The 25,420-nt window shown below is 66.9% G+C and carries 30 protein-coding genes and 1 pseudogene; 16 read left to right on the top strand and 15 right to left on the bottom strand.

Translation table 11 applies throughout. The features are described 5' to 3' along the window. Positions 1–218: 218 nt before the first annotated feature. From G328_RS0111150 to G328_RS15195, 3 genes are all read right to left on the bottom strand, one after another. Entirely contained in the window at positions 219–473 is a 255-nt protein-coding gene (locus G328_RS0111150) for a Txe/YoeB family addiction module toxin (RefSeq protein ID WP_019619439.1), read from the bottom strand. Continuing rightward, positions 474–734 carry a type II toxin-antitoxin system Phd/YefM family antitoxin gene (locus G328_RS0111155; protein WP_019619440.1) on the bottom strand — a complete coding sequence of 87 codons (261 nt, stop codon included), beginning with the start codon at positions 732–734 and terminating at the stop codon, positions 474–476. It abuts the gene before it with no gap. Between the two features lie 263 nt (positions 735–997). Then, complete coding sequence (locus G328_RS15195; RefSeq protein ID WP_040905607.1) at positions 998–1,426, bottom strand: winged helix-turn-helix transcriptional regulator; 429 nt, start codon at positions 1,424–1,426, stop codon at positions 998–1,000. Positions 1,427–1,544: 118 nt separating this feature from the next. On the opposite strand from G328_RS15195, the gene G328_RS0111165 reads away from it, so the two are divergent. The 3 genes from G328_RS0111165 to G328_RS0111180 all read left to right on the top strand — a co-directional run bounded on the left by G328_RS0111165 (position 1,545) and on the right by G328_RS0111180 (position 4,190). Continuing rightward, a complete protein-coding gene (locus G328_RS0111165) occupies positions 1,545–2,561 on the top strand; it encodes an NADP-dependent oxidoreductase (protein WP_019619442.1) in 1,017 nt (338 codons plus the stop codon). Positions 2,562–2,694: 133 nt separating this feature from the next. Then, on the top strand, positions 2,695–3,420 hold the full coding sequence (locus G328_RS15200; RefSeq protein WP_235619879.1) for an alpha/beta fold hydrolase: 726 nt from the start codon (positions 2,695–2,697) through the stop codon (positions 3,418–3,420). A gap of 335 nt (positions 3,421–3,755) precedes the next feature. Next, complete coding sequence (locus G328_RS0111180) at positions 3,756–4,190, top strand: hypothetical protein (protein WP_040905609.1); 435 nt, start codon at positions 3,756–3,758, stop codon at positions 4,188–4,190. 121 nt (positions 4,191–4,311) lie between these two features. Here G328_RS0111180 and G328_RS0111185 read toward each other — a convergent pair whose 3' ends face one another. From G328_RS0111185 to G328_RS0111210, 5 genes are all read right to left on the bottom strand, one after another. Then, positions 4,312–4,764, bottom strand: a complete 453-nt coding sequence (locus tag G328_RS0111185; RefSeq protein WP_019619446.1) for an AAA family ATPase — start codon at positions 4,762–4,764, stop codon at positions 4,312–4,314. Between the two features lie 3 nt (positions 4,765–4,767). Beyond that, positions 4,768–5,394, bottom strand: a complete 627-nt coding sequence (locus G328_RS16230) for a GNAT family N-acetyltransferase (protein WP_019619447.1) — start codon at positions 5,392–5,394, stop codon at positions 4,768–4,770. Then, on the bottom strand, positions 5,391–5,816 hold the full coding sequence (locus G328_RS0111200; protein ID WP_019619448.1) for a type II toxin-antitoxin system VapC family toxin: 426 nt from the start codon (positions 5,814–5,816) through the stop codon (positions 5,391–5,393). The genes G328_RS16230 and G328_RS0111200 overlap by 4 nt, the downstream gene beginning before the upstream one ends. Beyond that, a complete protein-coding gene (locus tag G328_RS0111205) occupies positions 5,813–6,046 on the bottom strand; it encodes a FitA-like ribbon-helix-helix domain-containing protein (protein WP_019619449.1) in 234 nt (77 codons plus the stop codon). Before G328_RS0111205 ends, G328_RS0111200 begins: the two co-directional genes overlap by 4 nt. A gap of 320 nt (positions 6,047–6,366) precedes the next feature. After that, positions 6,367–7,281: a helix-turn-helix transcriptional regulator gene (locus G328_RS0111210; protein WP_019619450.1), complete on the bottom strand. Its 915-nt coding sequence runs from the start codon at positions 7,279–7,281 to the stop codon at positions 6,367–6,369. A 142-nt stretch (positions 7,282–7,423) separates the two neighbouring features. On the opposite strand from G328_RS0111210, the gene G328_RS0111215 reads away from it, so the two are divergent. The 3 genes from G328_RS0111215 to G328_RS0111225 all read left to right on the top strand — a co-directional run bounded on the left by G328_RS0111215 (position 7,424) and on the right by G328_RS0111225 (position 9,791). Next, positions 7,424–8,200: an SDR family NAD(P)-dependent oxidoreductase gene (locus G328_RS0111215; RefSeq protein WP_019619451.1), complete on the top strand. Its 777-nt coding sequence runs from the start codon at positions 7,424–7,426 to the stop codon at positions 8,198–8,200. Positions 8,201–8,473: 273 nt separating this feature from the next. Beyond that, the gene (locus tag G328_RS0111220; protein WP_390295662.1) at positions 8,474–8,920 is read left to right on the top strand and encodes a DUF6932 family protein; all 447 of its coding nucleotides are present in this window, start codon (positions 8,474–8,476) and stop codon (positions 8,918–8,920) included. Positions 8,921–9,026: 106 nt separating this feature from the next. Next, the gene (locus G328_RS0111225; RefSeq protein WP_019619453.1) at positions 9,027–9,791 is read left to right on the top strand and encodes a hypothetical protein; all 765 of its coding nucleotides are present in this window, start codon (positions 9,027–9,029) and stop codon (positions 9,789–9,791) included. Between the two features lie 210 nt (positions 9,792–10,001). Here the strand turns inward: G328_RS0111225 and G328_RS0111230 are convergent, their stop codons facing one another. From G328_RS0111230 to G328_RS15215, 5 genes are all read right to left on the bottom strand, one after another. Next, positions 10,002–10,553, bottom strand: coding sequence for a hypothetical protein (locus tag G328_RS0111230; protein ID WP_012397802.1), 552 nt, complete (start codon positions 10,551–10,553; stop codon positions 10,002–10,004). Positions 10,554–10,777: 224 nt separating this feature from the next. Continuing rightward, on the bottom strand, positions 10,778–11,086 hold the full coding sequence (locus G328_RS0111235; RefSeq protein ID WP_019619454.1) for a hypothetical protein: 309 nt from the start codon (positions 11,084–11,086) through the stop codon (positions 10,778–10,780). Then, positions 11,083–12,996, bottom strand: coding sequence for a heavy metal translocating P-type ATPase (locus G328_RS0111240; protein ID WP_051082907.1), 1,914 nt, complete (start codon positions 12,994–12,996; stop codon positions 11,083–11,085). Before G328_RS0111240 ends, G328_RS0111235 begins: the two co-directional genes overlap by 4 nt. Next, positions 12,993–13,352: a Cd(II)/Pb(II)-sensing metalloregulatory transcriptional regulator CmtR gene (gene cmtR / locus G328_RS0111245; RefSeq protein ID WP_019619456.1), complete on the bottom strand. Its 360-nt coding sequence runs from the start codon at positions 13,350–13,352 to the stop codon at positions 12,993–12,995. Before cmtR ends, G328_RS0111240 begins: the two co-directional genes overlap by 4 nt. Positions 13,353–13,476: 124 nt before the next feature. Then, positions 13,477–14,118, bottom strand: a complete 642-nt coding sequence (locus G328_RS15215; RefSeq protein WP_019619457.1) for a TetR/AcrR family transcriptional regulator — start codon at positions 14,116–14,118, stop codon at positions 13,477–13,479. A gap of 97 nt (positions 14,119–14,215) precedes the next feature. Between G328_RS15215 and G328_RS0111255 the strand changes: the two genes are divergently transcribed. The 5 genes from G328_RS0111255 (at position 14,216) to G328_RS0111275 (ending at position 18,168) form a co-directional block, all read left to right on the top strand. Continuing rightward, positions 14,216–15,154, top strand: coding sequence for an NADP-dependent oxidoreductase (locus G328_RS0111255; protein ID WP_019619458.1), 939 nt, complete (start codon positions 14,216–14,218; stop codon positions 15,152–15,154). A gap of 75 nt (positions 15,155–15,229) precedes the next feature. Next, positions 15,230–16,246 carry an LLM class flavin-dependent oxidoreductase gene (locus G328_RS0111260; protein WP_019619459.1) on the top strand — a complete coding sequence of 339 codons (1,017 nt, stop codon included), beginning with the start codon at positions 15,230–15,232 and terminating at the stop codon, positions 16,244–16,246. A 16-nt stretch (positions 16,247–16,262) separates the two neighbouring features. Next, positions 16,263–16,904 (top strand): NAD(P)-dependent oxidoreductase, encoded by a 642-nt coding sequence (locus G328_RS0111265; RefSeq protein ID WP_019619460.1) that lies wholly within the window; start codon positions 16,263–16,265, stop codon positions 16,902–16,904. A gap of 14 nt (positions 16,905–16,918) precedes the next feature. Beyond that, complete coding sequence (locus tag G328_RS0111270; protein WP_019619461.1) at positions 16,919–17,281, top strand: DoxX family protein; 363 nt, start codon at positions 16,919–16,921, stop codon at positions 17,279–17,281. Between the two features lie 32 nt (positions 17,282–17,313). Then, positions 17,314–18,168, top strand: a complete 855-nt coding sequence (locus G328_RS0111275) for an NAD(P)H-binding protein (protein ID WP_019619462.1) — start codon at positions 17,314–17,316, stop codon at positions 18,166–18,168. A 59-nt stretch (positions 18,169–18,227) separates the two neighbouring features. Here G328_RS0111275 and ychF read toward each other — a convergent pair whose 3' ends face one another. Further along, on the bottom strand, positions 18,228–19,301 hold the full coding sequence (gene ychF, locus G328_RS0111280) for a redox-regulated ATPase YchF (RefSeq protein ID WP_019619463.1): 1,074 nt from the start codon (positions 19,299–19,301) through the stop codon (positions 18,228–18,230). Positions 19,302–19,369: 68 nt separating this feature from the next. Here ychF and G328_RS0111285 point away from each other — a divergent pair, with 68 nt between their 5' ends. The 3 genes from G328_RS0111285 to G328_RS15220 are packed head-to-tail and all read left to right on the top strand — an operon-like array spanning position 19,370 to position 22,595. Further along, positions 19,370–19,984, top strand: coding sequence for a 3'-5' exonuclease (locus G328_RS0111285; protein WP_019619464.1), 615 nt, complete (start codon positions 19,370–19,372; stop codon positions 19,982–19,984). Positions 19,985–20,003: 19 nt separating this feature from the next. Then, positions 20,004–21,407 carry a hypothetical protein gene (locus G328_RS0111290; protein WP_019619465.1) on the top strand — a complete coding sequence of 468 codons (1,404 nt, stop codon included), beginning with the start codon at positions 20,004–20,006 and terminating at the stop codon, positions 21,405–21,407. 42 nt (positions 21,408–21,449) lie between these two features. Next, the gene (locus G328_RS15220) at positions 21,450–22,595 is read left to right on the top strand and encodes a DNA recombination protein RmuC (RefSeq protein ID WP_019619466.1); all 1,146 of its coding nucleotides are present in this window, start codon (positions 21,450–21,452) and stop codon (positions 22,593–22,595) included. A 16-nt stretch (positions 22,596–22,611) separates the two neighbouring features. Here the strand turns inward: G328_RS15220 and glpX are convergent, their stop codons facing one another. Continuing rightward, on the bottom strand, positions 22,612–23,556 hold the full coding sequence (glpX, locus tag G328_RS0111300) for a class II fructose-bisphosphatase (protein ID WP_051082908.1): 945 nt from the start codon (positions 23,554–23,556) through the stop codon (positions 22,612–22,614). A 216-nt stretch (positions 23,557–23,772) separates the two neighbouring features. Between glpX and fbaA the strand changes: the two genes are divergently transcribed. Next, positions 23,773–24,801: a class II fructose-bisphosphate aldolase gene (gene fbaA / locus G328_RS0111305; protein ID WP_019619468.1), complete on the top strand. Its 1,029-nt coding sequence runs from the start codon at positions 23,773–23,775 to the stop codon at positions 24,799–24,801. Next, positions 24,782–25,315 (top strand): annotated as a pseudogene (locus G328_RS0111310) (DUF6264 family protein); the annotation flags it as partial. The gene fbaA and the pseudogene G328_RS0111310, both read left to right, overlap by 20 nt. Between the last annotated feature and the right edge of the window lie 105 nt (positions 25,316–25,420).

Raw genomic sequence — 25,420 nt, forward strand, 5'->3', positions numbered from 1 at the left:
TGGAAGCAGAACTCGGCCTATTACGTCCGTGTGAGCGCTCTCGCGCCTTCCTGCACCCGAAATCTGGTCAATTGGATTCGCATTCGACCATCCAACCAGGCAGTCGAAGGCGCCTACGACAATAGGAAGGGGAGCAAGGACTTCGTTGACCAGTTGACGGCGATCGAGATGAGTCGCTGCGAGACGTCTACGAGCCGACGTTGCAAAGGCAATTTGGCTCAGTAATGGTAGCGGGCCTGAAGAATCACGAGGTCCGCGTCGTCCACGAGGTAAACCAGTCGGTGCTCATCGGTGATGCGCCGCGACCACGAGCCCTGCGCTCCGTACTTCAGCTGTTCGGGCTTGCCGATCCCGGAGAATGGTTCGCGCAGGCATGCGTCGATGAGCGTGTTGATGCGTTTAAGGATCTTCCGGTCGGCCGTCTGCCAGTGCTTGTAGTCTTCCCAGGCCGACTCGTCCCAGACCAGACGCACTCAGGCTTCTTCGTCCGAGCGATCGAGGCCGTGGACCTCGACCTTTCCACCGCGGGCACGTTCATAGGAATCGAGCAGGCGGCGGGCGTTGGCCGGTGAGCGGAACAGGTAGGCGGTCTCCTGCCACGCGGCGTACTCGTCAGCTGGCATCAGAACAGCATTGCCGTTACGAGAGACAATCTCGACCGCATCACGATCCTCATTCACTCGCTGAATGAGAGGGAACAGGGTCTTGCGCGCCTCGCTTGCACTGATGGACATGATGAGCGCCTCCGCATTTCGACGAGTGGTACGAGCTAATGGTACCACTCGCCGTCGTCGACTCACATCACCTGCCACAGTCGCCCAGGCAGACGTCGCCGTCGCAGGCGTCGACCCGCATCAACCATCAGTCGCCTCCGCTCAGCAGAACCGGAACTCCACCGCATTCCGGTATAGACCAACCTCTGGCCGCGCGTCGCGACTAATGCCCCGTAAGACGAAACCCACCACGACCATTCCGAGTTCGGCTGAAGCTCACGCCATCAGCGGGCAGGTGCCGCTGCCCCCTCACCCAGGTGCTCCCGCCGCAGATCATCGATCCGAGATGCGAAGCCGCCGCCCTGCTGCAGGAACAACGGGAGCTGCCGCGCAGTCTCAGGATCGAAGGCCGCCCCGAACCTTGCGAGCTCCACCATCACCGGAACGGTACTGATGCCAAGTTCGGTGAGCGAGTACCGACCTTGCTTGCCCCGCGGCGAATCCACCCGCGTCAGCAGGCCAGCATCAGTTAGATCCGACAGACGCCGGGACAGGACCGGCGCACTGATGCCCTCGTCATTGGCCGTCAACAGCTCACGGAAACTGCGGCGACCGTAGGCCGCAATGTCACGAAGAATCACAAGGGTCCATCGGTCGCCCAGGACTTCCAGAGCGCGATTGACCGGGCACCCCGACCGTGGTGATGAGATCATGCCTACCTCTCACTGGTTGCATTGTGTTATCACTTCTGAGTATGGTCACTGGTAACAGTTTAGAACCACCTTGCTCGTCGGCGGAAGTGTTGCGCGAGCAGGCACAGACAGGATCACCATGAAGGCCTTCGTTCTCGAAAAGTACCGATCGCCCCTGCGGCAGATCGACATGCCAGAACCCGTCCCACGGGACCATGAGGTGCTGGTCCGGATGGCCGCCGCTGGCGTCAACCATGCCGACGAGCGCGTCCGGTCGGGCGAGTTCGCGCAGATCTTCCCCTTCACTCTGCCCATGGTGATGGGCAGCGAGCTCGCTGGCGAGGTCATCGCCACGGGCAAGAACGTCGAGGGCTTCCCGCCGGGGACGCCGGTCTTCGCTTATGTGGATCTCGCTCGAATGGGCACCTTCGCGGAGGTCGTGGCCATCGACCAGCAGTATCTGGCCCCCGCTCCGCGATCGACGACCCTCGTTCAAGCCGCCTCACTTCCCGTCGTTGCCCTGACCGCCTGGCAGGCATTCGTCAACATGGGTCGGCTGCGTGAAGGACAGACGGTTCTGATCCATGGCGGTTCTGGAGGTGTCGGAGCCGCCGCCATCCAGCTTGCCAAACATCTGGGCGCAACCGTCGCGACGACGGTCAGCGCTGCGAACGCCGATTTCGTCCGAAGCCTCGGTGCCGACATCAGCATCGACTACCGTGACGAGGACTTCACCGACAAGGTCTCCGACGTCGACCTGGTTCTGGACACCCAGGGCGGCGACGTCTTGAAGAAGTCACTCGGGGCAGTCCGGCACGGCGGGACGGTCATCGGAATCACTGGCCCACCCGACCCAGACTTCGCCGATCGGGCAGGAGTCAAGGCTCTGGTGAAGGTCGCCGTCACTGCACTCAGCAGCGGCATCCGCCGCCGTGCCCGCCGCTTGGGCGTCACCTACCGCTTCCTGTTCATCGAGCCCAACGGTGAGGAACTGCGCCGCGTCGCTGACCTCGTCGACCAGGGCGTGATTCGTCCCATCGTCGATCACGTCGAACCCTTCACACACACCCCGCAGGCTCTGGAAGCGGTTCTCGCCGGAGGGCACCGCGGCAAGGTCGTCGTGAGCAACCAGTCCGGAGACGTCGACAATGGCTGAGTAAGGACCATCGACCGCGCGCGCAAACACATGGTCGACCGCCACAACCCGGCATCTCCAAGCAGGCGGCGAGACTCTCACCTATCGCGAGCTTGGCCCATCGGGCGGCACGCCTGTTTTCCTGCTCGCGCACTTGGGCGCGACTCTGGATGAATGGGACCCGAGGTTCATCGATGCCCTCGCCCGCGCCCATGACGTCATCGCGATGGACCTGCCCGGGGTGGGCTCGTCGTCAGGACAAGTACCAGCCACCATCGAAGCGATGGCCGAAGCCACCATCGGCTTCATCGATGCCCAGGGTGTCAGCGAGTTCGACCTCTTCGGCTTCTCCTTGGGCGGGTTCATTGCACAACAGATCGCCCTCGACCACCCCGAGCGAGTCCGTCGCCTGGTCCTCGCTGGAACCGGACCCGCAGGCGGTCACGGCATCGACCGCCCCACCGGAGCGGCATACGTCTACTGGGACATGATCCGCGGTGACCTGGCCCGCTCAGATGCGAAGGAATTCCTGTTCTTCCACCGAGACAGAGAGGGAAGAGCGGCAGCGCGGGAGTATCTGCGGCGACTCAGGAAACGCGTCATGGACCGAGACGCGCCGATCTCCGTGGCAGGGTTCAAAACTCAGCTGAAGGCCATACAGACATGGGGCAGCCGTTCACCCCATAACCTCTCAGGAATTATGGCACCGACCCTCATCGCCAACGGCGACCATGATCGAATGGTCCCCACCGTGCTGTCCGAAGACGTGCACCACCGCATCCCGAACAGCACGCTCACGATCTACCCGAACTCCGGCCATGCCGGCGTATTCCAGCACGGGTGGCACTTCAACACTGAGGTACTCCGGCATCTGTCGTAGCGCACGATGCTCACGGCTTCCCGGGCGCGCAACCGCACTCGGGCTGGCCCGGAGCATCCGGACTGATCAGTCCACTCATCTCCACTCCCCTCCTCAGCCTCTGACTGCGCCCAGCCAGACACAGTCAGAGGTTAAAGTGCAAAACGAAATTCCACCGCATTCCGGTACGTACAGCCATCTGTCTGCCACCAGCGCCATTCGCTATGCATCCCTTCCCGCAGGACCTGCACGGCTCACCGCCCTTCATCAGGTCTCAGTATCCCGACTCGCGGTCCACCTCCGCGGCGCGCCTATCGTGGGGCCACGCCCCCGCCGAGCTGATAGCGTGAACGTCCATGTGCGCGATCAATCTCTGGGTGGTGAACGCCGCGGCCTTCACCACCGAGTTCCAGCGATTCACCACGGAACGGCTCAGCGTCGCGCCCGTCGCCGAAGAGATGAGCATCGGCTCAAGCCGTGTGCGCGGCTCTTCGCGCGTCTTCACCCTGACAACACGCATGTGCGACTGCGACTCGCTGATCGGCCGGCGGGCCGATCCTGCGCGCGAGGACGAGATCAGCGCGGAACGCTGGCTCGGCTGGCTTCGCGAACTGCCCGATCATGTCCCGCACGTCTCCCGCATCGCCGTCCTCCGCGCGTGGAGCCCCGGAAACGATGTCATCACGCCGCAGCGATCGCGCGGCATCCGGATCGGCGAACTCGATGAGACGATCCTGCGCGACATCCGCGACGACATGCTGCTGACGCTCGACTACCCACGAACCTGGTAGAAGACGAACGCCCCGGCCGTCATCGACGACCGGGGCAATGCACGCAGAAGCGGCAGGTCACACGTTGAAGCGGAACTCCACCAGGCTACGTCACCGTTAGCGGTGTGGCCCGGCTGCTTGCCTACTCAGAGAGCGTCCACGTGAGCGCTTCAACGGTATCAGCGAGATCAGCCACCGGCAGGCAGCCGTCCAATTCCATAGTCGCTCCTCGCCGAAGAACAGGTTCGACGTCCCGGACGTACCGGCGGACTTCAGCCTGCTGCTCCTGTGTATGCCCATACGGATTGTTCTTCCGCGCCGCGATGCGCCTGATCAGTACGTCGACGGGTGCGCTCAGGAGAACAACGTGCTCGAACCGGTCATAGAACCGTCCCTGATTCTCGACCGTTCCAGACACGACGACATCGACGTTCTCAGCAAGAAGTGCACCCATCCGAGGTTCGTCCCACAAGCCTCCGGGTAACTCCCAATCGCCGTAATCCGTATCGACGGTGAGATGTCCCCGACGCTCCAACTCGGCGAGCAGCGTGGACTTCCCCGCGCCAGACATTCCCGTGACGAGGATACGAGGCACGCTTCAGCTCCCGGGCTGGTTGGCACGGAGCGCCTTCGCGAGACGAGATAGATGAGTCTCTACGACATCGCGCACGATCTCGATACCGACGCCGAAGTACTGGTGCACGAGGATGTTGCGAAACCCGCGTATCTGAGGCCAGGCAATGTCGGGATGGGCATCCGTGATCGCAGCGGGCAAATGATTCGCTGCCTCCCCGATGATCTGGAGATTGCGTTCAATCGCATCCTCGGCCATCTCGACCAGGCTGTCATCACCATCGAGACAGCCCAAGTAGCCGAACGCGAGGCGACCGCGATCGCGCATCGATTGCGCTGCCCAGCTCATGAGTTCGCGCCCGAGACGCATCCCTCTTGCGTCAGCGGAGATCAAGACACCGCCGACTCCCGCGATCGCGAGGGTCTCCGTACCGACAGCGATCTCGCGGTGCGCCCATCCCACGTGGCCAATGACGCGGCCTTCGATCCGCGCCATGATGTGGACATCATGTGACGCGTAGCCGTATGGCTCTTGTGGATCCCACTCTCCGAACTCCTTGAGGTACTCGTTGTCGAAGAGCAGCCGAAGTTCACCCAGATCGGCCTCAGTGAGTTCCTGGTGGGCGAGGACCTCGATCGAATGACGCTTCACGCGTCCACCTTCCATGGGTCCACCAGTTCGACGCCGGTGTGCTGGAAGTCCTTCGCATTGCGCGTAGCGCAGGTGGCCCCGTGCGCCAGGCAGATCGCGGCGATCTGGGCGTCGGCGGTACTGACCGGCGCGCCTGCTGCCTCACGCGACGCCAGCACCTCCGCGTATCGCTCCGCCGCGTCAGCATCGAAGGCGAGCACCGACCGGCTCCCCCGATACGGCGCTACCGCTTCATCGATCCTCTGCGCCAGCTCGTCTTTGCGTTGGCCGTTCGGAAGCCTGCGCACACCGGCAAGCAACTCCGCGAGAGTGATGGAAGTGATCGCGACGTCGCCCGTCAAGGACACAAGCCACTCGACGACACGAGGCTCCGGAGAGGGCCGAAAGATCTCCGAGATGACGTTCGTGTCGAGGACGATCATTCGAAGTCCGCCGCCCTTGCGACATCATCGCGCATCGGAATCGGCAACTCGTCAACCCCTTCGACATCCCGTGCCGCAGACAGAAGAGCCATGCCGATGTGCGGCCGTCGAGCGGCCTTCGTGAGGATGTCGCGGACCTCGGCCTCCATGGACCGCCCGTGCTCCTTCGCCTGCGATGCGAGCTGCTGCTTCACGTGGTCATCGAGACCGCGCACGATGATGGATGACATCCGGACCACCTCCTTCTGCTATCAACCATGATAGCGCAGATGGCTGGATGCGGACAGCCCAGAACATGCCAACGAAGCCCCGCTGATCACGAAGATCGACGGGGCCCGCGGAGCAGGATCGGCTCACATCACACGTTAAACCGGAACTCCACCGAGTTCCGGCACGGACAACCATCACGGCAGGCGGAACAGGAATCGTCCGGAACGTCTGCACGTGCCCATCAGCTGCTCGCCTCGAGTCGCTCGAAACCGAGCCTCCGTCGTCGGCGCAACTCGGCCGAGCGCGAAGAAGCGGACCGCCGAGTCATCCGGCCCGGGCATCAGTTCCGTCGCCGCCCATTCGAGGACGACCCCTCCACTGCGGTCGGCTCCTCAGTGTCCGATGTGCCTCCGCTGCGCCCTCCGGGATCGGAAGCAGCCGGCATCGCCGCCGAGATGAGCAGCATCAGCTTCTGGGCGTCGTCGCTCGCAGGTTCGGGATGGTAGATGACCAGCATCTGGCCGTCCGCTCCGCTGATCGGCAGCTTCTCGCGATACAGGGTCAGGTCTCCGACTTCGGGATGGGCGAGCGTGACGACCGCGCCCTCGCGACGCACGACGTCCTGTCGCGCCCAGAGCGTGCGAAACCGCGGGCTGGCGATCGACAGGCTCCCGACGAGTTCCACGAATCGTTCATCCTCGACATCGAGTCCCACCGATGATCGGAACCCTGCGACCATCGCAGCGGTGACCAGCTCGGCAGGCCCGTAGAGCTCGCGTTCGCCGGGATCGAGGAACACGTCGCGCAGCCGGTTGCGTCCGGCGACCAGGCACGGAGACAGCGCCGCAGCTGCCGAGTTCGCCGCGAGAACATCGAGGTAGCGGCCTTCCACGAAGGCAGGGAGGTCGAGGGTGGAGATCAGCGCGTGGATCCCCCGCGGCACGACCTCGGGCCGCGACCGTTTCCGCGTGCGGTGCGGTCGCGGATCTGCGAGCGAATGCAGATACGCCGTCCCCTCGTCGTCGAGGTGGAGAACGCGCGCAAGCGCATCGAGCACCTGACGCGAAGGGCTGCGATCGCGCCCCTGCTCCAGCCGCAGGTAGTAGTCGGCGCTGATGCCGGCGAGCAACGCAACCTCCTCGCGACGCAGTCCCGGCACACGGCGGATTCCGACGGGCGCGATCCCGACCTGCTCAGGGGAGACGAGCTCGCGCCTGGCGCGCAGATACGCACCGAGCAGGTTCTGATCGTCCATGCTCACCAGGCTACGCACGACCACGACGGTGCGGGGTGGCCCTGGCACCCCCAGGAACATCGGGGTACTGCCGCTGCAGCGCGCATCGGCGAAGACTCGAAGCATCCCGGAAAACGGGCACCGCTTCGAAAGGAGAACTCAGATGAGCAAGATCGCACTTGTCACCGGCGCGACCTCCGGAATCGGTCGGGCGTTCGCCGATCGACTGGCTTCTGATGGGCACGACCTGATCGCGGTCGGCCGCGACGACGTCCGCCTCGGTGAACTCGCCACGGCATACCCCGAGGTCGCCGTGCGCACGGTTGCCTCGGACCTGTCGACAGCACACGGAGTCGAGTCGGTCATCTCGTCGATCGGCGACGTTCCGATCGACCTGCTGATCAACAATGCTGGTGTCGCCCACTACGGCTCGCTTGCCAATCTCCTCCCACGACAGGTGTCGGAGGTGCTCGGCGTGAAGGCGATCGCCCCCGTCATGCTCACCCATGCCGTCGTCGGGGGCATGATCGCGCGGGGCCGCGGCTCGATCGTCAATGTCGGCGGCATGATCGCCTTCAGCGGGCCCGCCCCCTCATCCGTCCGGCCGAACCGTTCCGTGTACGGCGGCACGCTCGCCCATCTCCTCGCGTTCTCGCAGCTCATGTCAACGGAACTGCAGGGAACGGGCGTGCACGTGCAGGCGCTCCTGCCCGGTGTCGTCGCGACGGAGTTCCACACCCGACAGGGGATGGATCTCAGCGGAATCCCGCGCATGTCCGCCGCCGATGTTGTGACTGCGAGCCTGCGCGGCCTCGAGCTCGGCGAAACCGTCACCGCTCCGGGCGTCGAGGACGCATCCCGACTCGATGCGGTGTTTCGAGCGGATCTGGACGCCTTCGCCTCCCAGTCCGTCGAGCTCGCTTCCCGATACCGCTCGTGATCGACCACGGGAGAAGCGATCTCGCTCTCGTGACGGCGGCTCCGTCGCACGTGTGCCCAGCTACACGTTGAACCGGAACTCCACCGCATTCCGGCACATACCAACCTGAGGTTGCGTGTCTGGCTGGCATCGCCTCGGCCCCCACCTCGCCCCTTCCGGAGACGCAGAAGGTGGGGCAGCGGGGGCACGCGACCCGATCTCGCGTCCGCCTCTGTCGGCAGCCCCTGATAGGACATAATGACAGGTGACTGCGACCCACAGGGAGGTGACTTGGTGCTGCCTGCACTTGACGAGCAGACGGGCCTGCTTCCGCTGGGCCGATTCGGCGCGTCGTTGGAAGAGATCAAATCCCACTACGTTGACGATCCCCGGTTCGCGAAGTCGGCGACCCGCGCCGAGATCTGGCAGCACTTCGAGTCCGCTACCGACGGCATCCGCTCTGTCGTCCCCGTGGTGTGCGTATGGGTGGGTGGCAGCTTCCTTACCGACAAGATCGATCCTGACGACATCGACCTCGTCTACTGGTGCGAAGACGTGCTCGTTGACCAGGTGACCGACCCCAAGGATCGGTACATCCTGCAGATGTTCGGGATGAACCAGGTCCGGCCAGCGACGGGCCTGCGCGTTGATACTCGATACTGCCTATGGCACGTGTTCCCCGAGGCGGACCGCGCCCACTCAGTCGAGCACCAGTCATATGCGTTGAATCGTGGCTACTAGGATGACTTCTGGATGCGCAAGCGCAACGGCGCGAAGGAAGATCCTCCGCAACGGCCGGATGCCCTACCGCAGCGCGGCTACTTCGAAGTGACTCTGGACGGTTTCCATGGCGTTTGACTGGGAGCAGTTCAAGGCCAACGTCCAAGGCGAAGCTGAGTGGCAGGACGCAGATGATCTTGCGCGCATGAGCATCGAGACTCTGCGCGCTGAGCACGGCTTGCTGCGGCGCGACGCTTCTTCAGGGTCTCTGCGCCTGACTGGGCCAGGAATCACGATCCACTCGGGAGCGATCGACGGGATTGCTGACACGCTTCGCAATTTTCAGCGCCTGGTGCTTGCGACAGGCCTCGCGGTGAAGGGGCACAAGTCGTTGCGTGGGCAACCGCCCGCCGACGTCGTCTCGAAGACCCGACTGAACCTCAACGGTTCACCACTGCCGGGAAGCCTCATCCTGCAGATCGTGCCGACGACTTCGCCAGCGGACGAGATCTCACCCGATGGCCAAGTCGGGCTGTTCGGAGACGACAATGCAGAGCCCCAGTTGATCGACACCGCCATGAAGCGAGCACTGGGACTGCTCGAGGACGGACGTCGTCTCGGCCCAGATGCCGACACCAGTGACTTCTTGGCGCGCATCCGCGAGTACGGACCGCGCGTCGCCACGACGTTGCGCGACTTCTCGACAGGTCTGGTGAAATCAGGGTTCGAGCCTGATCTCACTTGGTCCCAGCCTCGCCAGGCGCGCCTGCGCACGCGCCTCTCCACGGCTGAACTCGCTCACATTGGAGAGCTCATCGCTTCTCGGGAACTCGAGCTCGAGCCGACCACCATCCGCGGCATCTTGCGGACTGTCAGCGAGATCAGCGCTTGACAGCTGGAGATCGAGGACGGCGAGATCGTCAAGATCGACGCGAAGAAGATCCCTGCGGCGAACACTGCAACGCTGCGCACCGGCATGTCAGTTTCAGTCGATGTGTCAGTCACGGAAGAAACCGGCCCTGCCGACGAAGTTAAGCCCAAGTACACGGCGACGTCGTTCACAGTGCTGAGCAACCCGTAAGGCCGAGTCGTTACACCACATCTAGTCCAACGGCTGGATCCGGAGGTTGGTCCGCGGCGGCAAATCCCAGCCGTGACGCGCATGAATTTCCCTAACCAACTCTTCCGCGTTGACCTGGAGCTTGGCAAGTGCAGCCGCGTCGTGGCCGACTGATCGTAAATGGCGCAGGTTGCTGCTCAGCGCGTGCGCCCAACTCATCAGCGGGTCGAGGTTCGCCACCCGCCGCTCAACGGTGTCGCCGGGCTTGGCGGCCTCCATCACCTGGCGGCCGATGGTCGCGCCCAGCGTGCGCTCGGCCTCCAGCCACGAGTCGATACCATCCCAGCCGTCGAGCTGGTCGACGAGCGCGATCGACGTGATGCGCAGGTTGGCGAGCCGCTCCCCCACCGGCTCGGCCGTCGGATCGAACCCGATTAGGCGCTGCACGGCTTCCTGCACCGCGAACCAGCGTGCGTCCTCGGCCGCCTTGCGCGACTCGGCGAGTGCCTCGTTCGCGCGCTTGTTCGCTTGGTAAGTGCCGACGCCGGCGATCAGCAGCGACAGGGCCGAGATCACCAGCGCGAGGACATCCATGGCTCGATCCTGCCACTACAAGAAACAGTTCCTGAAGCACTTCCGGCTATTGCTTGCCCGAGGCGCGTCAGCCGACTAACCCGCGCTCACTACGATGCTCCGCGCGGCGACCAATCCCTACAGCGCGAATCTCCACTCCACCGATTTCCGGTACATACCACCCTCTTGAGGTGTGCAGTGAAGCGCTCGGCCCCGCGTCCGGGACCGACAGCTTGCGTTCGACGTCAACGATAGGTCTCGTGCAACGCCTCCTCGATCTGAGACGGAGTCGGTGCACCGGCGTACCCGCGCTCAGTCGCGTAGACCCGGCACGCGAGCGAGCGAACCGGTTGCGTCGGAAACAGGTCGACGCCGTCGACGAGGATCGTGGGCGAGCCTCCGAATCGGGTGTTCACCGCTTCGGTCTCGGTGTGGATCGTTACCAGCTCGATGGGCACTTCCGCGAGCTCGGCGGCATCCAGCGCGGCGCGCGCGTTTGCTTCGGCGATGGCCGTGTTCGGGCAGTCGACGATGTGCAGCAGTTCGACCTTCATACGATCTGCTCCTTCCGGGTCCGGGCCGCGCGCAAGCCATTGAGGATCACGATGACCTCCGCGATCTCGTGCACGAGCACCACGGCAGCGAGTCCCAGGACGCCGAAGAGGGCGAGCGGGAGCAGGGCGGTGATGATCAGCAGGGACAGGATGATGTTCTGGTTGATGATGTGCCTGCCGCGGCGGGCGTGGTCGAACGCCCGCGGGAGGAGCCGCAGGTCGTGGCCGGTGAAGGCGACGTCGGCGGACTCGATCGCGGCATCGGAGCCGGTCGCGCCCATCGCGATGCCGATGTCCGCGGCCGCCAGGGCGGGGGCGTCGTTGATGCCGTCGCCGATCATCGCGACCGAGCCGTGCCTGCCCAGCTCGCTGATCGCGGCGGCCTTGTCCTCGGGACGCAGCTCGGCGCGCACGTCCCCGATCCCGGCCTGCGCGGCCAGCGCGCGGGCGGTGCGGGCGTTGTCGCCGGTGAGCATGGTCATCCCGACGCCCTGGGCCGCGAGGGTGCGCACGACCTCTGGGACCTCGGGGCGCAGCTCGTCGCGGACCCCGATCGCGGCGACCGGGACCCCGTCGAGGTGCACAATGACGACGGTCATGCCCTGCTCCTCCAGGCCCGCGACCTGGTCCTTGAGCGTCCCCGAGTCCAGCCAGCGAGGGCTGCCGACGGTGACCCGGGCCCCGTCGAGGGTGCCTTCGATGCCGTGCCCGGCCTGCTCGGTGACGTCCAGGGCGGCGGGGGCTCCGGGTGCGGCGGCGGTGATCGCGGCGGCCAGCGGGTGGGTGCTGTGCTGCTCCAGGGATGCCGCCCAGGCCAGGGCCTGCGCCTCGGTCACGCCGTCGGCGGTGAGGACGGCGGTGACGGCGGGCTCGTTGCGGGTGAGGGTGCCGGTCTTGTCGACGGCGACGTGGCGGATCACGCCGAAGCGCTCGAACACGGCACCGGACTTGATGATCACGCCGAACCGGCTCGCCGAGCCGATCGCGGCGACGACGGTGAGCGGGACGGAGATCGCCAGCGCGCACGGCGACGCGGCGACGAGCACCACGAGGGCGCGGGTGATCCACAGCTCCGGGTCGCCGAGCAGCGAGCCGATGATCGCGACGAGAGCGGCGAGGATCAGCACGCCGGGCACGAGGGGTCGGGCGATCCGGTCGGCCAGCCGAGCGCGGTCTCCCTTCTCGGCCTGCGCCTGCTCGACCAGCTCCACGATCGTGGTCAGCGAGTTGTCCGTACCCGCCGCGGTCGCCTCGACCTCCAGGGCACCGGCGGTGTTGATCGCCCCGGCCGACACCGCGTCGCCGGGCTCGACCTCGACCGGGATCGACTCGCCGGTGATCGCGGAGGTATCCAGGCTCGACCGACCTGTGCGGACGATGCCGTCGGTCGCGATCCGCTCACCGGGGCGCACCAGCATGAGCTGCCCGACCTGGAGGTCTTTCGCGGCGACCTCGACCGTCGCGCCGTCGCGGCGGATGGTCGCTGTCTCAGGGACGAGCTTGAGCAGCGCCCGGAGCCCGCCGCGGGCGCGGTCCATCGCCTTGTCCTCCAGCGCCTCAGCGATCGAGTACAGGAACGCCAGGGCCGCGGCCTCCTCGACGTAGCCGAGGATCACCGCGCCAATGGCGCTGATCGTCATCAGCAGGCTGATGCCGAGCTTGCGCTTGAACAGTTTGCGGATCGCGCCCGGGGTGAACGTCGACGCTCCCAGCAGCAGACCGAGCCAGAACAGCACCAGCGCCAGGATCTCGAGCCCGGACCACTCCAGGACGAGACCGGTCAGGAAAGCGACGCCGGAGAGGACCGGGACCATGATCCCGCGGTCCCGCCACCAGGGTCGCTCCTGCACCTCCTCAACTGCTTCGCCGACCGTGGTCTCGGGCTCGTCGCAGCCGCACGCCGCGCTCATGCGCCTGCCCCCGTCCCGCAGCAGCCCGGCACCGGGCACTGGTCATCAACGCATGGCGCGTGCTCGTCGACGGCCAGCGTCACATCCACGAGCGCCGTGAGCGCCGCAGCGAGGTGCGGGTCGGCGATCTCGTAGCGCGTCTGCCGTCCCTCGGGCTCGGCGGCCACGATGCCACAGTCGCGCAGACAGGTCAGGTGGTTCGACACGTTCGACCGGGTCAGCTCCAGCTCGCGCGACAGCACCGCCGGATAGCTCGGGCCGTCGAGCAGGGTCATCAGGATCCGGGATCGCGTCGGGTCCGCCATGGCTCGGCCGAGCCGGTACATGACGTCGAGGCGTGAAGCAATGGTCAGCATGCACTGAACTATACAGTGACTGCTGACCTATTTTGGTCATCGCATCGGCAGGTCAGACCGCTCAATCGACGCGAGAGGTTATACGGCGAAACGAAATTCCACCACGTCGCCACACGTACCAACCTCATGACGCAGCACTCTTAGCCAAAGACTGCGTCCACCTCTGCGACGGTGGCGTGCTGACTCCAGCGCCGCCGTGACGGAACCCGTCGAGCACGTATTCGGCGAACCGCCTCCATCCGTCGGGTGCGACGCGCTGGGTGCCCTGCAGCACACCGCGGTTGGCGTTGGTGAGCAGGTACAGGTCGCTGTGATGGAAGCCGGGCCGGAGCGCCCCGGCCTCGCGAGCACGCTCGACGAGCACCACGGACGCGCGGAAGGCCCGCTCGTTGTGCTCGTGGAAGAGCTCGCTCATCCCGCGCGGGGAGACGATCAGGTCGCTGAAGGCGAGGTCGTCGGCCTGCTGTTCGAGGATGAACATCACGTAGTCGCGGAACGCCTCCCAGGGCTCGGTCCGTGCCTGCTCGGCGGCTTCTTCGCTGCGGTCGGCGTAGCGGCGCATCTTCTCTTCGAGCACGACGGCCACGAGCTCGTCGACGGAGGCGAAACGGCGGTAGATCGTGCCGACTCCAACACCTGCGGCCTCGGCGATGCGCTCCAGGGTGACGTCCGTGCCCTCCTCGGCGAAGACGGTTCCTGCGGCGCAGATGATCGCCTGCCGGTTGCGCTCGGCGTCGGCGCGCAGGGGTCGGGGCTGGTTCGTCATGACTCCATCCTACCGAACTGGAATAGATCCTCCACTTATGTGGTTGACTGTATGTGGAGCGACTGCTCCGCTTACTTTCGATCTTGGAGGAGACACGATGACGATGCAGGCTCTCGCGCTCGGCGCGTTCGACCAGACCCCGGCCCTGACCCAGGTGGCCACGCCCGAACCGGCAACCGGCGAGGTGCGTGTGCGGGTGCACGCGGCGTCGGTGAACGGCTTCGACCTCTCGGTGGGCAAGGGCATGCTGCAGGGCATGATGGAGCACCGCTTCCCCGTGGTGCTCGGCAAGGACTTCGCCGGCACTGTCGACGCCGTCGGCGAAGGCGTCGAGGACTACGCGATCGGTGACCGGGTGTTCGGCGTGGTGACCAAGGACTTCCTCGGCGACGGCTCGTTCGGCGAGTACGTGACGGTCCCCGCCCAGGTGGGGATCGCGAGGTTGCCGGAGGACGTCGACTTCGAGCGCGGCGGCGCGCTGGGGCTGGCCGGCACGGCCGCGCTCAACGCGTTCGACGCCGCCGGCATCGAGGCCGGGCAGACGGTGCTGGTCGTCGGCGCGACGGGCGGCGTGGGCCAGCAGGCCCTCCAGCTCGCCGCCCGCACCGGGGCGACGGTCATCGCGACTGCGCACACAGAAGCCGAGATCACCGTCATCACCGATCTCGGCGCGGCGCGCACGGTCGATCACACCGCCGATCTGCCGGCGCAGGTGCGCGAGATCGCCCCGGACGGGGTGGACGCCGTGCTGCACTTCGCCGGTTCCCCCGACACCGTCGCCGCACTGGTCAAGCCGGGAGGCGTGTTCGCCTCCACGATGCTGCGCAGCCCCCAGGACGTGCAGGCCGAGGGCGTCCGGGTGGAGTCGATCTACGCCCACCCCGCCCCGGAGACCCTGGAGCGCGCCGCGGCCAACGAGGCGAGCGGGCACACCCGCGTGACCGTGCAGGAGGTGTTCGAGCTCGCAGAGGCCCCCGCTGCCTTCGAGCGCTTCGCGCAGGGCACGCTCGGCAAGATCGTCGTCCGCATCGCCTGACCACACGGCAACCGGCTTGAGGCGGGACAGGGCCACGGCCCCGTCCCGCCAGATGCCTATGAAAGGAAAGACCTCATGGAACTCGGTGTCTTCTCGCTCACCGACATCTACCCCGGCAGCGGCGACACGGCCCAGTCGCGGATGGACGACATCATCGGCTACGGGATCGAGGCCGAGCGGCGCGGCCTGGACGTGTTCGGCATCGGCGAGCACCACTCCCGCCAGTTCGCCGTCTCCTCCCCAGCGGTCGTCCATGCCGCGATCGCGCATGCGACCAGCCGGATCACGCTGACCACCACCGCGACCGTGCTCAGCGTCCTCGACCCGGTCCGGGTCTACCAGGACTTCGCGACCCTCGACCTGATCAGCCACGGCCGCGCCGAGATCATCGCCGGGCGCAGCGCCTTCGCCGAGCCCTTCGCGCTCTTCGGCGAGGACCCCGCCACGCTCGACGACCTCTTCGCCGAGAAGCTCGATCTGCTGCTGCGCCTCCGTGACGAGGACGCCGTGACCTGGGAGGGTCGGTTCCGGCCCGCCCTGCGCGAGGCCGCGCCGAACCCGCGGCACATCGGCGCGCTCCCGGTGTGGGTCGCAGTCGGCGGGACGCCGGCCAGCGCCGCCCGCGCCGGACGCCTCGGCCTGCCGATGGCGCTCGGCCTCATCGGCGGCACCCTCGACCACGCCAAGCAGCTCGTCGACCTCTACCGCCGCTCCGGCCGCGACGCCGGGCACCCGGACGAGCGGCTGCAGGTCGGCATCACGAGCCACTTCTACGTCGGCGAGACCCACGAGCAGGCGCTGGAGGAGTTCTTTCCCTACTACCGGCGCTACCTCGCACCGGAGACCAACAACGGACGCGGCTGGCGCGTCGACGAGGCATCGATGCGACAGATGGCCGCGCGCCGCGGCGCGCTCATGGTCGGCGGGCCCCGCGAGGTCGTCGAGAAGATCCTCGACCTCGCCGGCGAACTCGGAGCCGACCGCTTCCTCGGACAGGTCGACCCGGGCGGCATACCCGCCGACATGGTCCGGGCCTCGATCGCCCGCTTCGGCGACACCGTCGCCCCCGCCGTCCGCCACATCCTCAACTGAACCCAACAGGAGAACCATGAACGTCACCGTCTTCGGCGCGACCGGAGCCATCGGCCGCCTCACCGTCGCCGAGCTCCAGGACCGCGGCCACACGGTCACCGCCTACGTCCGCAACCCGAACAAGATCCCCGATACGTGGGGCGATGACGTGCGCGTCGTGGTCGGCGAGATGTCCGACGCCGCAGCCATCGATGCTGCTGTCCAGGGTGCGAACGCTGTCGTGAGCGCGCTCGGCCCGAGCATGGACCGCAAGGCCACCGGCACGCCGCTGGTCGCCGGCACCCGGCACATCCTCGACGCGATGGACCGCCACGGCGTCCGCCGCTACATCGGCCACGCCACCCCGGCGATCCTCGACCCGCAGGAGAAGCCGACCCCCGTCACCAGGCTGATCCGCTTCATGCCGCGCACCTTCATGCCCCGCGCCTACGAGGAGATCGTCGGCATGACCGACCCGGTCAAGGCCTCCAACCTCGACTGGACCATCGTGCGCTTCATCCGCCCCACCGACAGACCGAGGACCGGCACGGTGCGCTCCGGGTTCTTCGGAACCGACAAGCTCGGGTTCGCTGTCTCGCGCGCCGACATCGCCGCCTTCACCGCCGCGCAGGTCGACGACACCCGCTACATCGGCCGCGCGCCCGCGATCAGCAGCTGACCGGGAGGCCCATCATGGACATCGCGCTCTGGATCGTCTCCGGCGTCCTCGCCGCCGCCTACGTGCTGGCCGGGACGATGAAGACCTTCCGCCCCCAGGAAAAGCTCGCTGATCTGCCGTGGACGCAGCACTACAGCGCAGGCACGGTCAAGTTCATCGGCATCGCGGAGCTCCTCGGCGGCATCGGACTGATCCTTCCCTGGCTGACCGGCATCGCTCCCGTGCTGACGCCGCTCGCCGCCAGCGGCCTGGCCCTCGTCCAGGCGCTGGCGATCATCCACCACCTCCGACACGGCGAGCGGAAGCCCCTGCCGATGAACGCAGGTCTCCTGCTGGCAGCCCTCTTCGTCGCGGTCTTCCGATTCGCATCCCTCTGACCCCAGCACACCGCTACAGGAAGAAGACCATCATGACCATCGCCATCATCGGAGCCACCGGTAAGTACGGCGGCCACGTCATCGACGCCCTCCTCGAGCGCGGCGTCACACCTTCGGACATCCTCGCCCTCGGCCGCGACGGCGGCCGCCTGGAAGCTCTGGCCTCCCGCGGCCTGCGCACCGCACCACTCGACCTCGACGACGCAGCAGGCACCGCCGAGACCCTCCGGGGAGCAGACAAGCTGCTGCTCGTGTCGATCGGAGCACCCGGTGCGGCCCTCGCACCCCGCACCGCAGCCATCGACGCCGCGACCGCTGCCGGAGTGCCCCACATCGTCTACACCTCCGCGCTCGGCGCGCCCACCACGACCTTCGCGCTGGCCGCCGAGCACAAGGCCACCGAGGACGTCATCACCGCCTCGGGCATGTCGGCGACGTTCCTGCGCAACGGCTGGTGGACCGAGAACCTGCAGCAGGACTTCGAGACCGCCCGCGCCCGCGGCGTCATCGCCAACAGCATCGGAGACGGCCGCCTGGCCACCGCGACCCGCCGCGACACGGCCGAGGCCGCCGCCGTCGTCCTCACCACGCCCGGGCACGAGGGGCACGCGTACGAACTCTCCGGCGACACTGCTTGGAACTATGCGGAGTTCGCGCAGACCGCTCAGGACGTCCTCGGAACGCCGGTGCGCTACGAGCCGCTCACCCCCGAGCAGGAGCGCGACATGCTCCTCGGGGCCGGCCTGGACGAGGCGACCGTCGGATTCCTCGGCGTGCTCCACCAGGGGATGCGCGAGGGAAGTCAGGCCATGACAACCGGGGAGCTGTCTCGACTGATCGGGCGGCCCACTACATCAATGGCCGATACCCTCAGCGCCTGGAACTAATCAGGTCAATCCGATGTGCCGCGCCGGCTTACTCGGCGCGGCACACCGCACCGCAGACGTTAAAGCGCAAAACGAAATTCCACGACGTCGCCGTCCTGCATGACGTAGTCCTTGCCCTCCATGCGCACCTTGCCAGCTGCCTTCGCATCCTGCATCGAGCCGGCGGCAATGAGGTCGTCGAACGACACGATCTCGGCCTTGATGAAGCCGCGCTCGAAGTCGGTGTGGATGACCCCGGCGGCCTGCGGCGCCTTGTCACCCTTGCGAATGGTCCAGGCGCGGGCCTCCTTCGGCCCGGCCGTGAGGTACGTCTGCAGCCCAAGCGTGTCAAAGCCGACGCGCGCGAGCTGGTCGAGCCCCGACTCATCTTGGCCGAGCGCCTCGAGCAGTTCGGCAGCCTCGTCGGCGGGCAGGTCGATGAGCTCCGACTCCGTCTTGGCGTCGAGGAACACCGCCTTCGCGGGCGCGACCAGCGCGGCGAGCTCGTCGAGCTTCGCCTGGTCGCCGAGCACGTCTTCGTCGACGTTGAAGACGTAAATGAAAGGCTTCGCGCTGAGCAGCCCGAGCTCGCGAATCGGCGAGAGGTCGAGGTCGCTGCTCGACAGGAGCTTGCCCTCGTTGAGCACCTCGACGGCCTCCTTCGCGGCAGTGAGCACGGCCGCGTCGAGCTTCTTGCCCTTCACTTCCTTCTCGTAGCGAGGCAGCGCCTTCTCGAGCGTCTGCAGGTCGGCCAAAATCAGCTCGGTGTTGATCGTCTCCATGTCGCTCGCGGGCGACACCTCACCGTCGACGTGCACGACGTCGGGGTCGGCGAAGCCGCGCACGACCTGCGTGATCGCGTCGGCCTCGCGGATGTTCGCGAGGAATTGGTTCCCGAGACCCTCGCCCTCGCTCGCGCCCTTGACGATGCCGGCGATGTCAACGAACGACACGGTCGCGGGCAGGAGTCGCTGCGAACCAAAGATTTCGGCAAGCTTCGCGAGCCGCGCATCGGGCAGCTCGACGACGCCGACGTTCGGTTCGATCGTCGCGAAGGGATAGTTCGCGGCGAGCACCGTATTCTTCGTGAGTGCGTTGAAGAGGGTGGACTTGCCGACGTTGGGCAGTCCGACGATTCCGAGAGTAAGAGCCACGGCAGGCAAGTCTACCGGGCGGCCACGGTACGGCCGGTGTCAGGGGTGCGTGCGACCATTGACGGGTTATGACTGTGAGTTTCACCGCCGTCGACTTCGAGACCGCCAACCGCTCCCCCGCATCCGCCTGTGCGGTCGGGGTCGTGCGCGTCCGCGACGGTGAATTCGTCGAGCGTGACACCTGGCTGATCCATCCACCGGCCGGTCACGACGAGTTCGAGCCGTTCAATATCCAGCTGCACGGCGTGAGCCCCGAACGGGTCTCGGCGGCGCCCGAGTGGCCCGAGAGCCTGCAGCGCCTCATCGACTTCATCGGCGACGACGTCGTGGTGGCGCACAACGCCGGGTTCGACATCGGCGTCATCGTGGCGGCCACACGCGCCAGCCTGCTCGCGGTGCCGGGGCTTCGCTACTTCTGCTCCCTCCGGCTCGCGCGCCGCAGCTACACGCTGCCGTCCTACAAACTTCCGAGCGCCGCAGCCGCCGCGGGCTACACCCTCGATCGGCACCACGACCCGCTCGCCGACGCCGAGGCGTGTGCGGCGATCGTCGTCGATGTCGCCCGCACGGGTGGGTTCACGACGATGGACGACCTCGCGAGCTCGAGCAGCGTGCAGATCCGCGAACTCGAGCCCGAAGACGCACCCGACCACGACCGACTCGTCGCCGACGCCACGTTCTGACGCAGCTAGGAGAAACCCCTTGACGACGCCCCGCTGGCAGGAGCTCCTCGCCCACCCCGACAACATCGACGCGACCGGTATCGCCGTTGCGATCATCGCCGACGGCGGCGATGCGGCCTACCGACGCGCGCTCGCCCGCTGGAATGCGCTGCGGGGCGGTACCGATCGAGACGCGCACGCCGGCATCGCGATCATCCTCGCCGAGTCGTTCGACGACCACCGTGCCATCGACGAGATCGCGCAGACCTGGCCCGAGGTCTTCCCCGAACAGTTCGCGTGGCGCACCGCGATCGCCGAGCCGGGCCCGCGCATCCGTGCCGCGTTCGGGGCGAAGGCCCTTGACGCCCTGCGCAACTGGGTCGACTCGGGCACCGCCGTTGACCTGCCCGCCGATGCCGCGACGGCGCTGCGCATCCTGCACCCCGACGACCACGACGAGGTCTACCTCGGCGCGCGACGGTTGCTGCTCGAACGCGCCCACACCGAGGTTGTGCAGCGCACCAGTGCGCAGCAGCGGGCGACAGAAGCCGCCGAGGCCGCCAAGGCCGAAACCGACGGAGACAACGTCGACGACAACGACAAGGCTGCCTCCGACGCCGAATCCGGCGACGATGCGCCCGAGGCGCCGAGCGACGACACGACCGCCGAGGACCTCGCGGTGCTCGAGTCGGCGATGGCGAGTTCCGAGCTCGTCGACACGGCCGAACGCATCGCCGACAGCCTGCTGATCGCTGCAGCTCGCGCGACTCCCGACTCACCCGGCGTCGAGCGAACCGTGCTCTCGTACTGGGGCCAGGCCGAGCCACTCGACGCCGTTCCCACAGCAAACCCACACCCGGGCGAGCCTCCCGCCTCGTGGACCGCGACGTGCGCGATCATCGCCGCGAGCAAGTCGGCGCGCACCGCCGAGGCATTCATCACGCTCGCCGAATCGTATGGCGAACTGCACGGTCGCGAGCTCGACGAGTATCTCGATGCGCTCACGGTGAGCCATGCACACCGGGCCGACGAGGTGCTGCTCGAGCTCGCGAAATCGGATGCGTCGGCGGCAGGTCGCGCCGTGCGCGCGCTCGCCGATCGGCGTCGGCGACTCGCGAAGGCTGACCCACCCATGATGGCCCGACTCGACGTGCTGGTCGAGACGATGCACGAGCACGGGATTCTCACGGAGCTTCCCGGCGTGCAGGCTCGGACAGCCCTCGCAAAACAGCGCACCGATGTCGAGACGCCGCTCGAGGCCGCGATTGCGGTCGCCGATGCCTTCGGCCGTCCGACCGGTGCCGAACTCGCGCTCGAGTGGGCTTCGTTTGCGAGTTGGCTCGAAGAAGCCGAGCTGCCGGGCGCGGCGCCGGTGCCGCCGGCGGCTCCCCAGCGCCGAACGCGGGGCGGCGGATTCCGCGGCCTGTTCGGCCGCGGAGGGTAGGTCGCGTCGACCGATGTCGCAGGCCCGTGCGACGCTACGGACATGGAAACCCTCGGCTTTGTTCTCGCCCTCGTGATCGGTGCTGTGCTCGGCGCCGCGATCACCTATTTCGCCACCCGCGGGCGCGCCCAGAGCGCGGAGGCGCGCCTCGAGGAAGTGCGGCGCGCGCACGAGCACGACCAGCTGCGCACCGCGGGCGACTCGCGGGTGCTCCAGGAACTCGCGCCGGTACGCCGCGAACTCGAGCACCTGCGCACGACGGTGCAGCAGCTCGAGGCCGAGCGGCAGCAGCTGAACGGACGGCTGAGCGAACAGCTGCGCGTGCAGGCGCAGTCTGACGCCGAGTTGCGCGAGGCGACGCAGCAACTCACCGCGGCGATGCGTTCGACGACGGCCCGCGGCAACTGGGGCGAGGCACAGCTGCGCAACCTGTTCGAAAGCGCGGGGATGCTCCCCCACGTCGACTTCGAAACGCAGGTGACAATCGAGGGCGACGACGGTCGGCTGCGGCCCGACGCGATCGTGCGGCTGCCCGGCGAGCACGCGCTCATCGTCGATGCGAAGGCCCCAATGAACCGATACCTCGAGGCCCTCCGTGTGCCGCAACCGGGTAGCGGCGACGACGAGAAACTCCGGAGGCGACTGCTTCGCGAACACGCACAGGCGGTGCGCGGCCACGTCGACACGCTCCAGGCACGCAACTACCAGGCGCTCGTGCCCGGCTCACCGAGCCTCGTGATCGCCTATCTGCCGAGCGAGGCGGCGCTCTCGGCCGCGGTCACGGCCGATCCTGGACTCCTCGACGACGCCTTCGCGAAGAGTGTCGCGCTTGCATCGCCGACCACGCTGTGGGCGATTCTGCGCTCGGTCGCCGCGGCCTGGCAGCAGGAGCGCGTGAGCGAGTCGGTCGCCGAGGTGCTCACCCTCGCAAACGACCTCTACCGACGCATCGGCACGGCCTCGGGCCACCTCGCGAAGCTCGGCCGGCAACTGCGCGGCTCGGTCGAAGCGTACGACCAGTTCGTCGGCTCGTATGAGGGTCGGGTGCTGCCGACCGCGCGCCGGCTCGTCGAGCACGACGCTTCGGCGCGCCCGCTCGAGACGCCCCGACCCGTGGAAAAAACACCCCGCCCCCTCACCGCGCCCGAGCTGGTGCCGGATGCGAGTGCGGAGGCGGGGGTCGAATAGTCGATCCGGCGCGTGGTTACGCGTCGTCGCCGAGCCACTTGTCGGCGCGGTGCACGGCCGTCACGCGGCGGAACGTGCCCGACCGAGCCCGCAGCACAACCGAGTCGGTCGTGATGTTGTCGCGCTCGCGATTCACGCCCCGCACGAGGCCACCGTCGGTGACGCCCGTGCAGACGAAGAAGGTGTTGTCGGTGCGCACGAGGTCATCTGCCGTCAGCACGCGGCCGAGCTCGTGGCCCGCGTTCACCGCGTTGCTGCGCTCCTCGTCGTTCCGCGGGTAGAGGCGGCCCTGCATCACGCCGTCGAGGCCCTTGATCGCGCACGCGGTGATGATGCCCTCGGGCGTCCCGCCGATGCCGACGCACATGTCGATGCGCCCGTTCTGGAGCGCCGCATTGATGCCGCCAGCGACGTCGCCGTCGAGCATGAGCTCGGTGCCGGCGCCCGACGCCCGGATGTCCTGAATGAGCTGCTCGTGGCGCGGACGGTCGAGCACGGCGACGGTCATGTCTTCGACGTGCTTGCCGAGCGCCTCGGCGAGGGCCGTAATGTTCTCGCCGATCGGCCGCTCGAGATCGATGATGCCCTTTCCCGCGGGGCCCGTGACGATCTTCTCCATGTAGAAGACCTCCTTCGGGTTGTACATTGACCCGCGATCGGCAACCGCGATAACGCTGATCGCGTTCTGGCGACCCGCCGCCGTCAGGCTCGTGCCGTCAATCGGGTCGACCGCGATGTCGCAGAGCGGACCGCGACCGTTGCCGACAACCTCGCCGTTGAACAGCATCGGTGCTTCGTCTTTCTCGCCCTCACCGATGACGACCTCGCCCTGAAACTCCACGGTCGCGAGGAATTTGCGCATCGCGTCGACGGCCGCACCGTCGGCGGCATTCTTGTTGCCGCGGCCAATCCACGGCACCGCCCGAATCGCCGCAGCCTCAGTCGCGCGAACCAGCTCCATTGCGAGGTTGCGATCGGGGTGCTCGATCAGCTCTGCTTCATGACCGGCTTGGTTGTTTTCGGACACGCTGAACCCTTTCGACGGTGGCAGATCTGCATTCAGCCTACAAGTCTGAAACGAATGCAAGATGACGCCGCACCTGCACGTCCCGCCCACTCGCGATGGCTACACTGCGAGGGTCGATGATCGGTGCCGATTGACAGTGAAGGAGTCGCTATGCCTATCGCCACACCCGACCAGTATGCCGAGATGCTCAACCGTGCGAAGGAGGACGGATTCGCCTACCCCGCGATCAACGTCTCGAGTTCGCAAACGATCAATGCCGTGTTGCAGGGCCTGACCGAGGCGGGGTCTGACGGAATTCTTCAGGTGACGACGGGCGGTGCCGACTACTTCGCCGGGCAGACGCGCACGGCTCGCGCCTCGGGCGCGCTCGCAATGGCCGCCTTCGCGAAGGAGGTCGCGAAGAACTACCCCATCACCGTCGCGCTCCACACCGACCACTGCCCGAAGAACGCGCTCGACACCTTCGTGCTCCCGCTCATCGAGGCGTCGGAGGATGCGGTGAAGCGCGGCGAAGAGCCAATCTTCCAGTCGCACATGTGGGATGGCTCGGCGGTGCCGCTCTCCGAGAACCTCGAGATCGCGAAGGAACTGCTCCCGCGCATCCGCAACAACGGCCAGATCCTCGAGGTCGAGATCGGTGTTGTCGGCGGCGAAGAAGACGGCGTCGCGGCCGAGATCAACGACAAGCTCTACACGACGGTCGACGACGTCATCGCGACGGTCGAGGCGCTCGGCCTCGGCGACGAAGGCCGCTACATGGCGGCGCTCACGTTCGGCAACGTGCACGGCGTCTACAAGCCCGGCAACGTGAAGCTGCGCCCCGAGCTCCTCGCTGAGCTGCAGGCCGGCATCGCCGAGAAGTACGGCACCGGCCCGAAGCCGCTCGACCTCGTGTTCCACGGCGGCTCGGGTTCGAGCGCCGAAGAGATCGCGACGGCGGTCGGCAACGGCGTCATCAAGATGAACATCGACACGGATACGCAGTACGCGTTCTCGCGTTCAGTCGCCGACACGGTGCTCAAGAACTACGACGGGTTCCTCAAGGTCGACGGCGAGGTCGGCAACAAGAAGGTCTACGACCCCCGCTCGTGGGGCAAGAAGGCCGAGACCGCCATGTCGGACCGCGTCATCGAGGCCACGCAGCAGCTCGGCTCGCACGGCAAGTCGCAGTCCATCTAGCGTGTCGCAGACTCCACCCACCGGGCCCCGCGCTTCCAAGCCGGGGCCCGGTGGCCAATTTTCACCCGAAGAATTGCGTCGCCTGCGGCTCCGCAGCGACCGCACGATGGGCATCGGCCTGTTTGCGCTCGGCATCTTCGGCACGATCATGCACATGACGTCGGTCGGCGAGCAGGCACTTGTCTCGCAGGTGGTGGTGCTGTTCGACCAGTTTGGGCTCGGCGCCTACCACCGTCCCTCGGGCCTCGCGGCGATTTCGTGGACCGGCATCGTGCTCCACGTCGTCAACTACGCCGTGTGGCTCTACGTTGCGGTGCGCCGCTGGCAGGCGCAGAAGTTCGCGCTCTGGTGCGCGGGAGTCGGCGCGGTGTGCGCTCTCGTGATCACGCTCGTCGTCGTGACGATGGCGCTGTTCGCGCACCCCGAGATCATCGATTGGCTTGTCGCGGGCGGCGAGCTGCCCGGCGCGTCAACGACGCCGAATCCCACAATGACACCGACACCGACGCCGTAACCACGCTTATCCACAGCGCTCCGCGCGCCCGGCTGTGGCCGCGTATCCTCGTCATGCGCCGCGTCTCGGCTCCACGACGGCCCGGCCACACATCTCTCGAAGGCA

Source organism: [Zimmermannella] faecalis ATCC 13722 (assembly GCF_000381765.1).
Lineage (GTDB): Bacteria > Actinomycetota > Actinomycetes > Actinomycetales > Microbacteriaceae > Gulosibacter > Gulosibacter faecalis.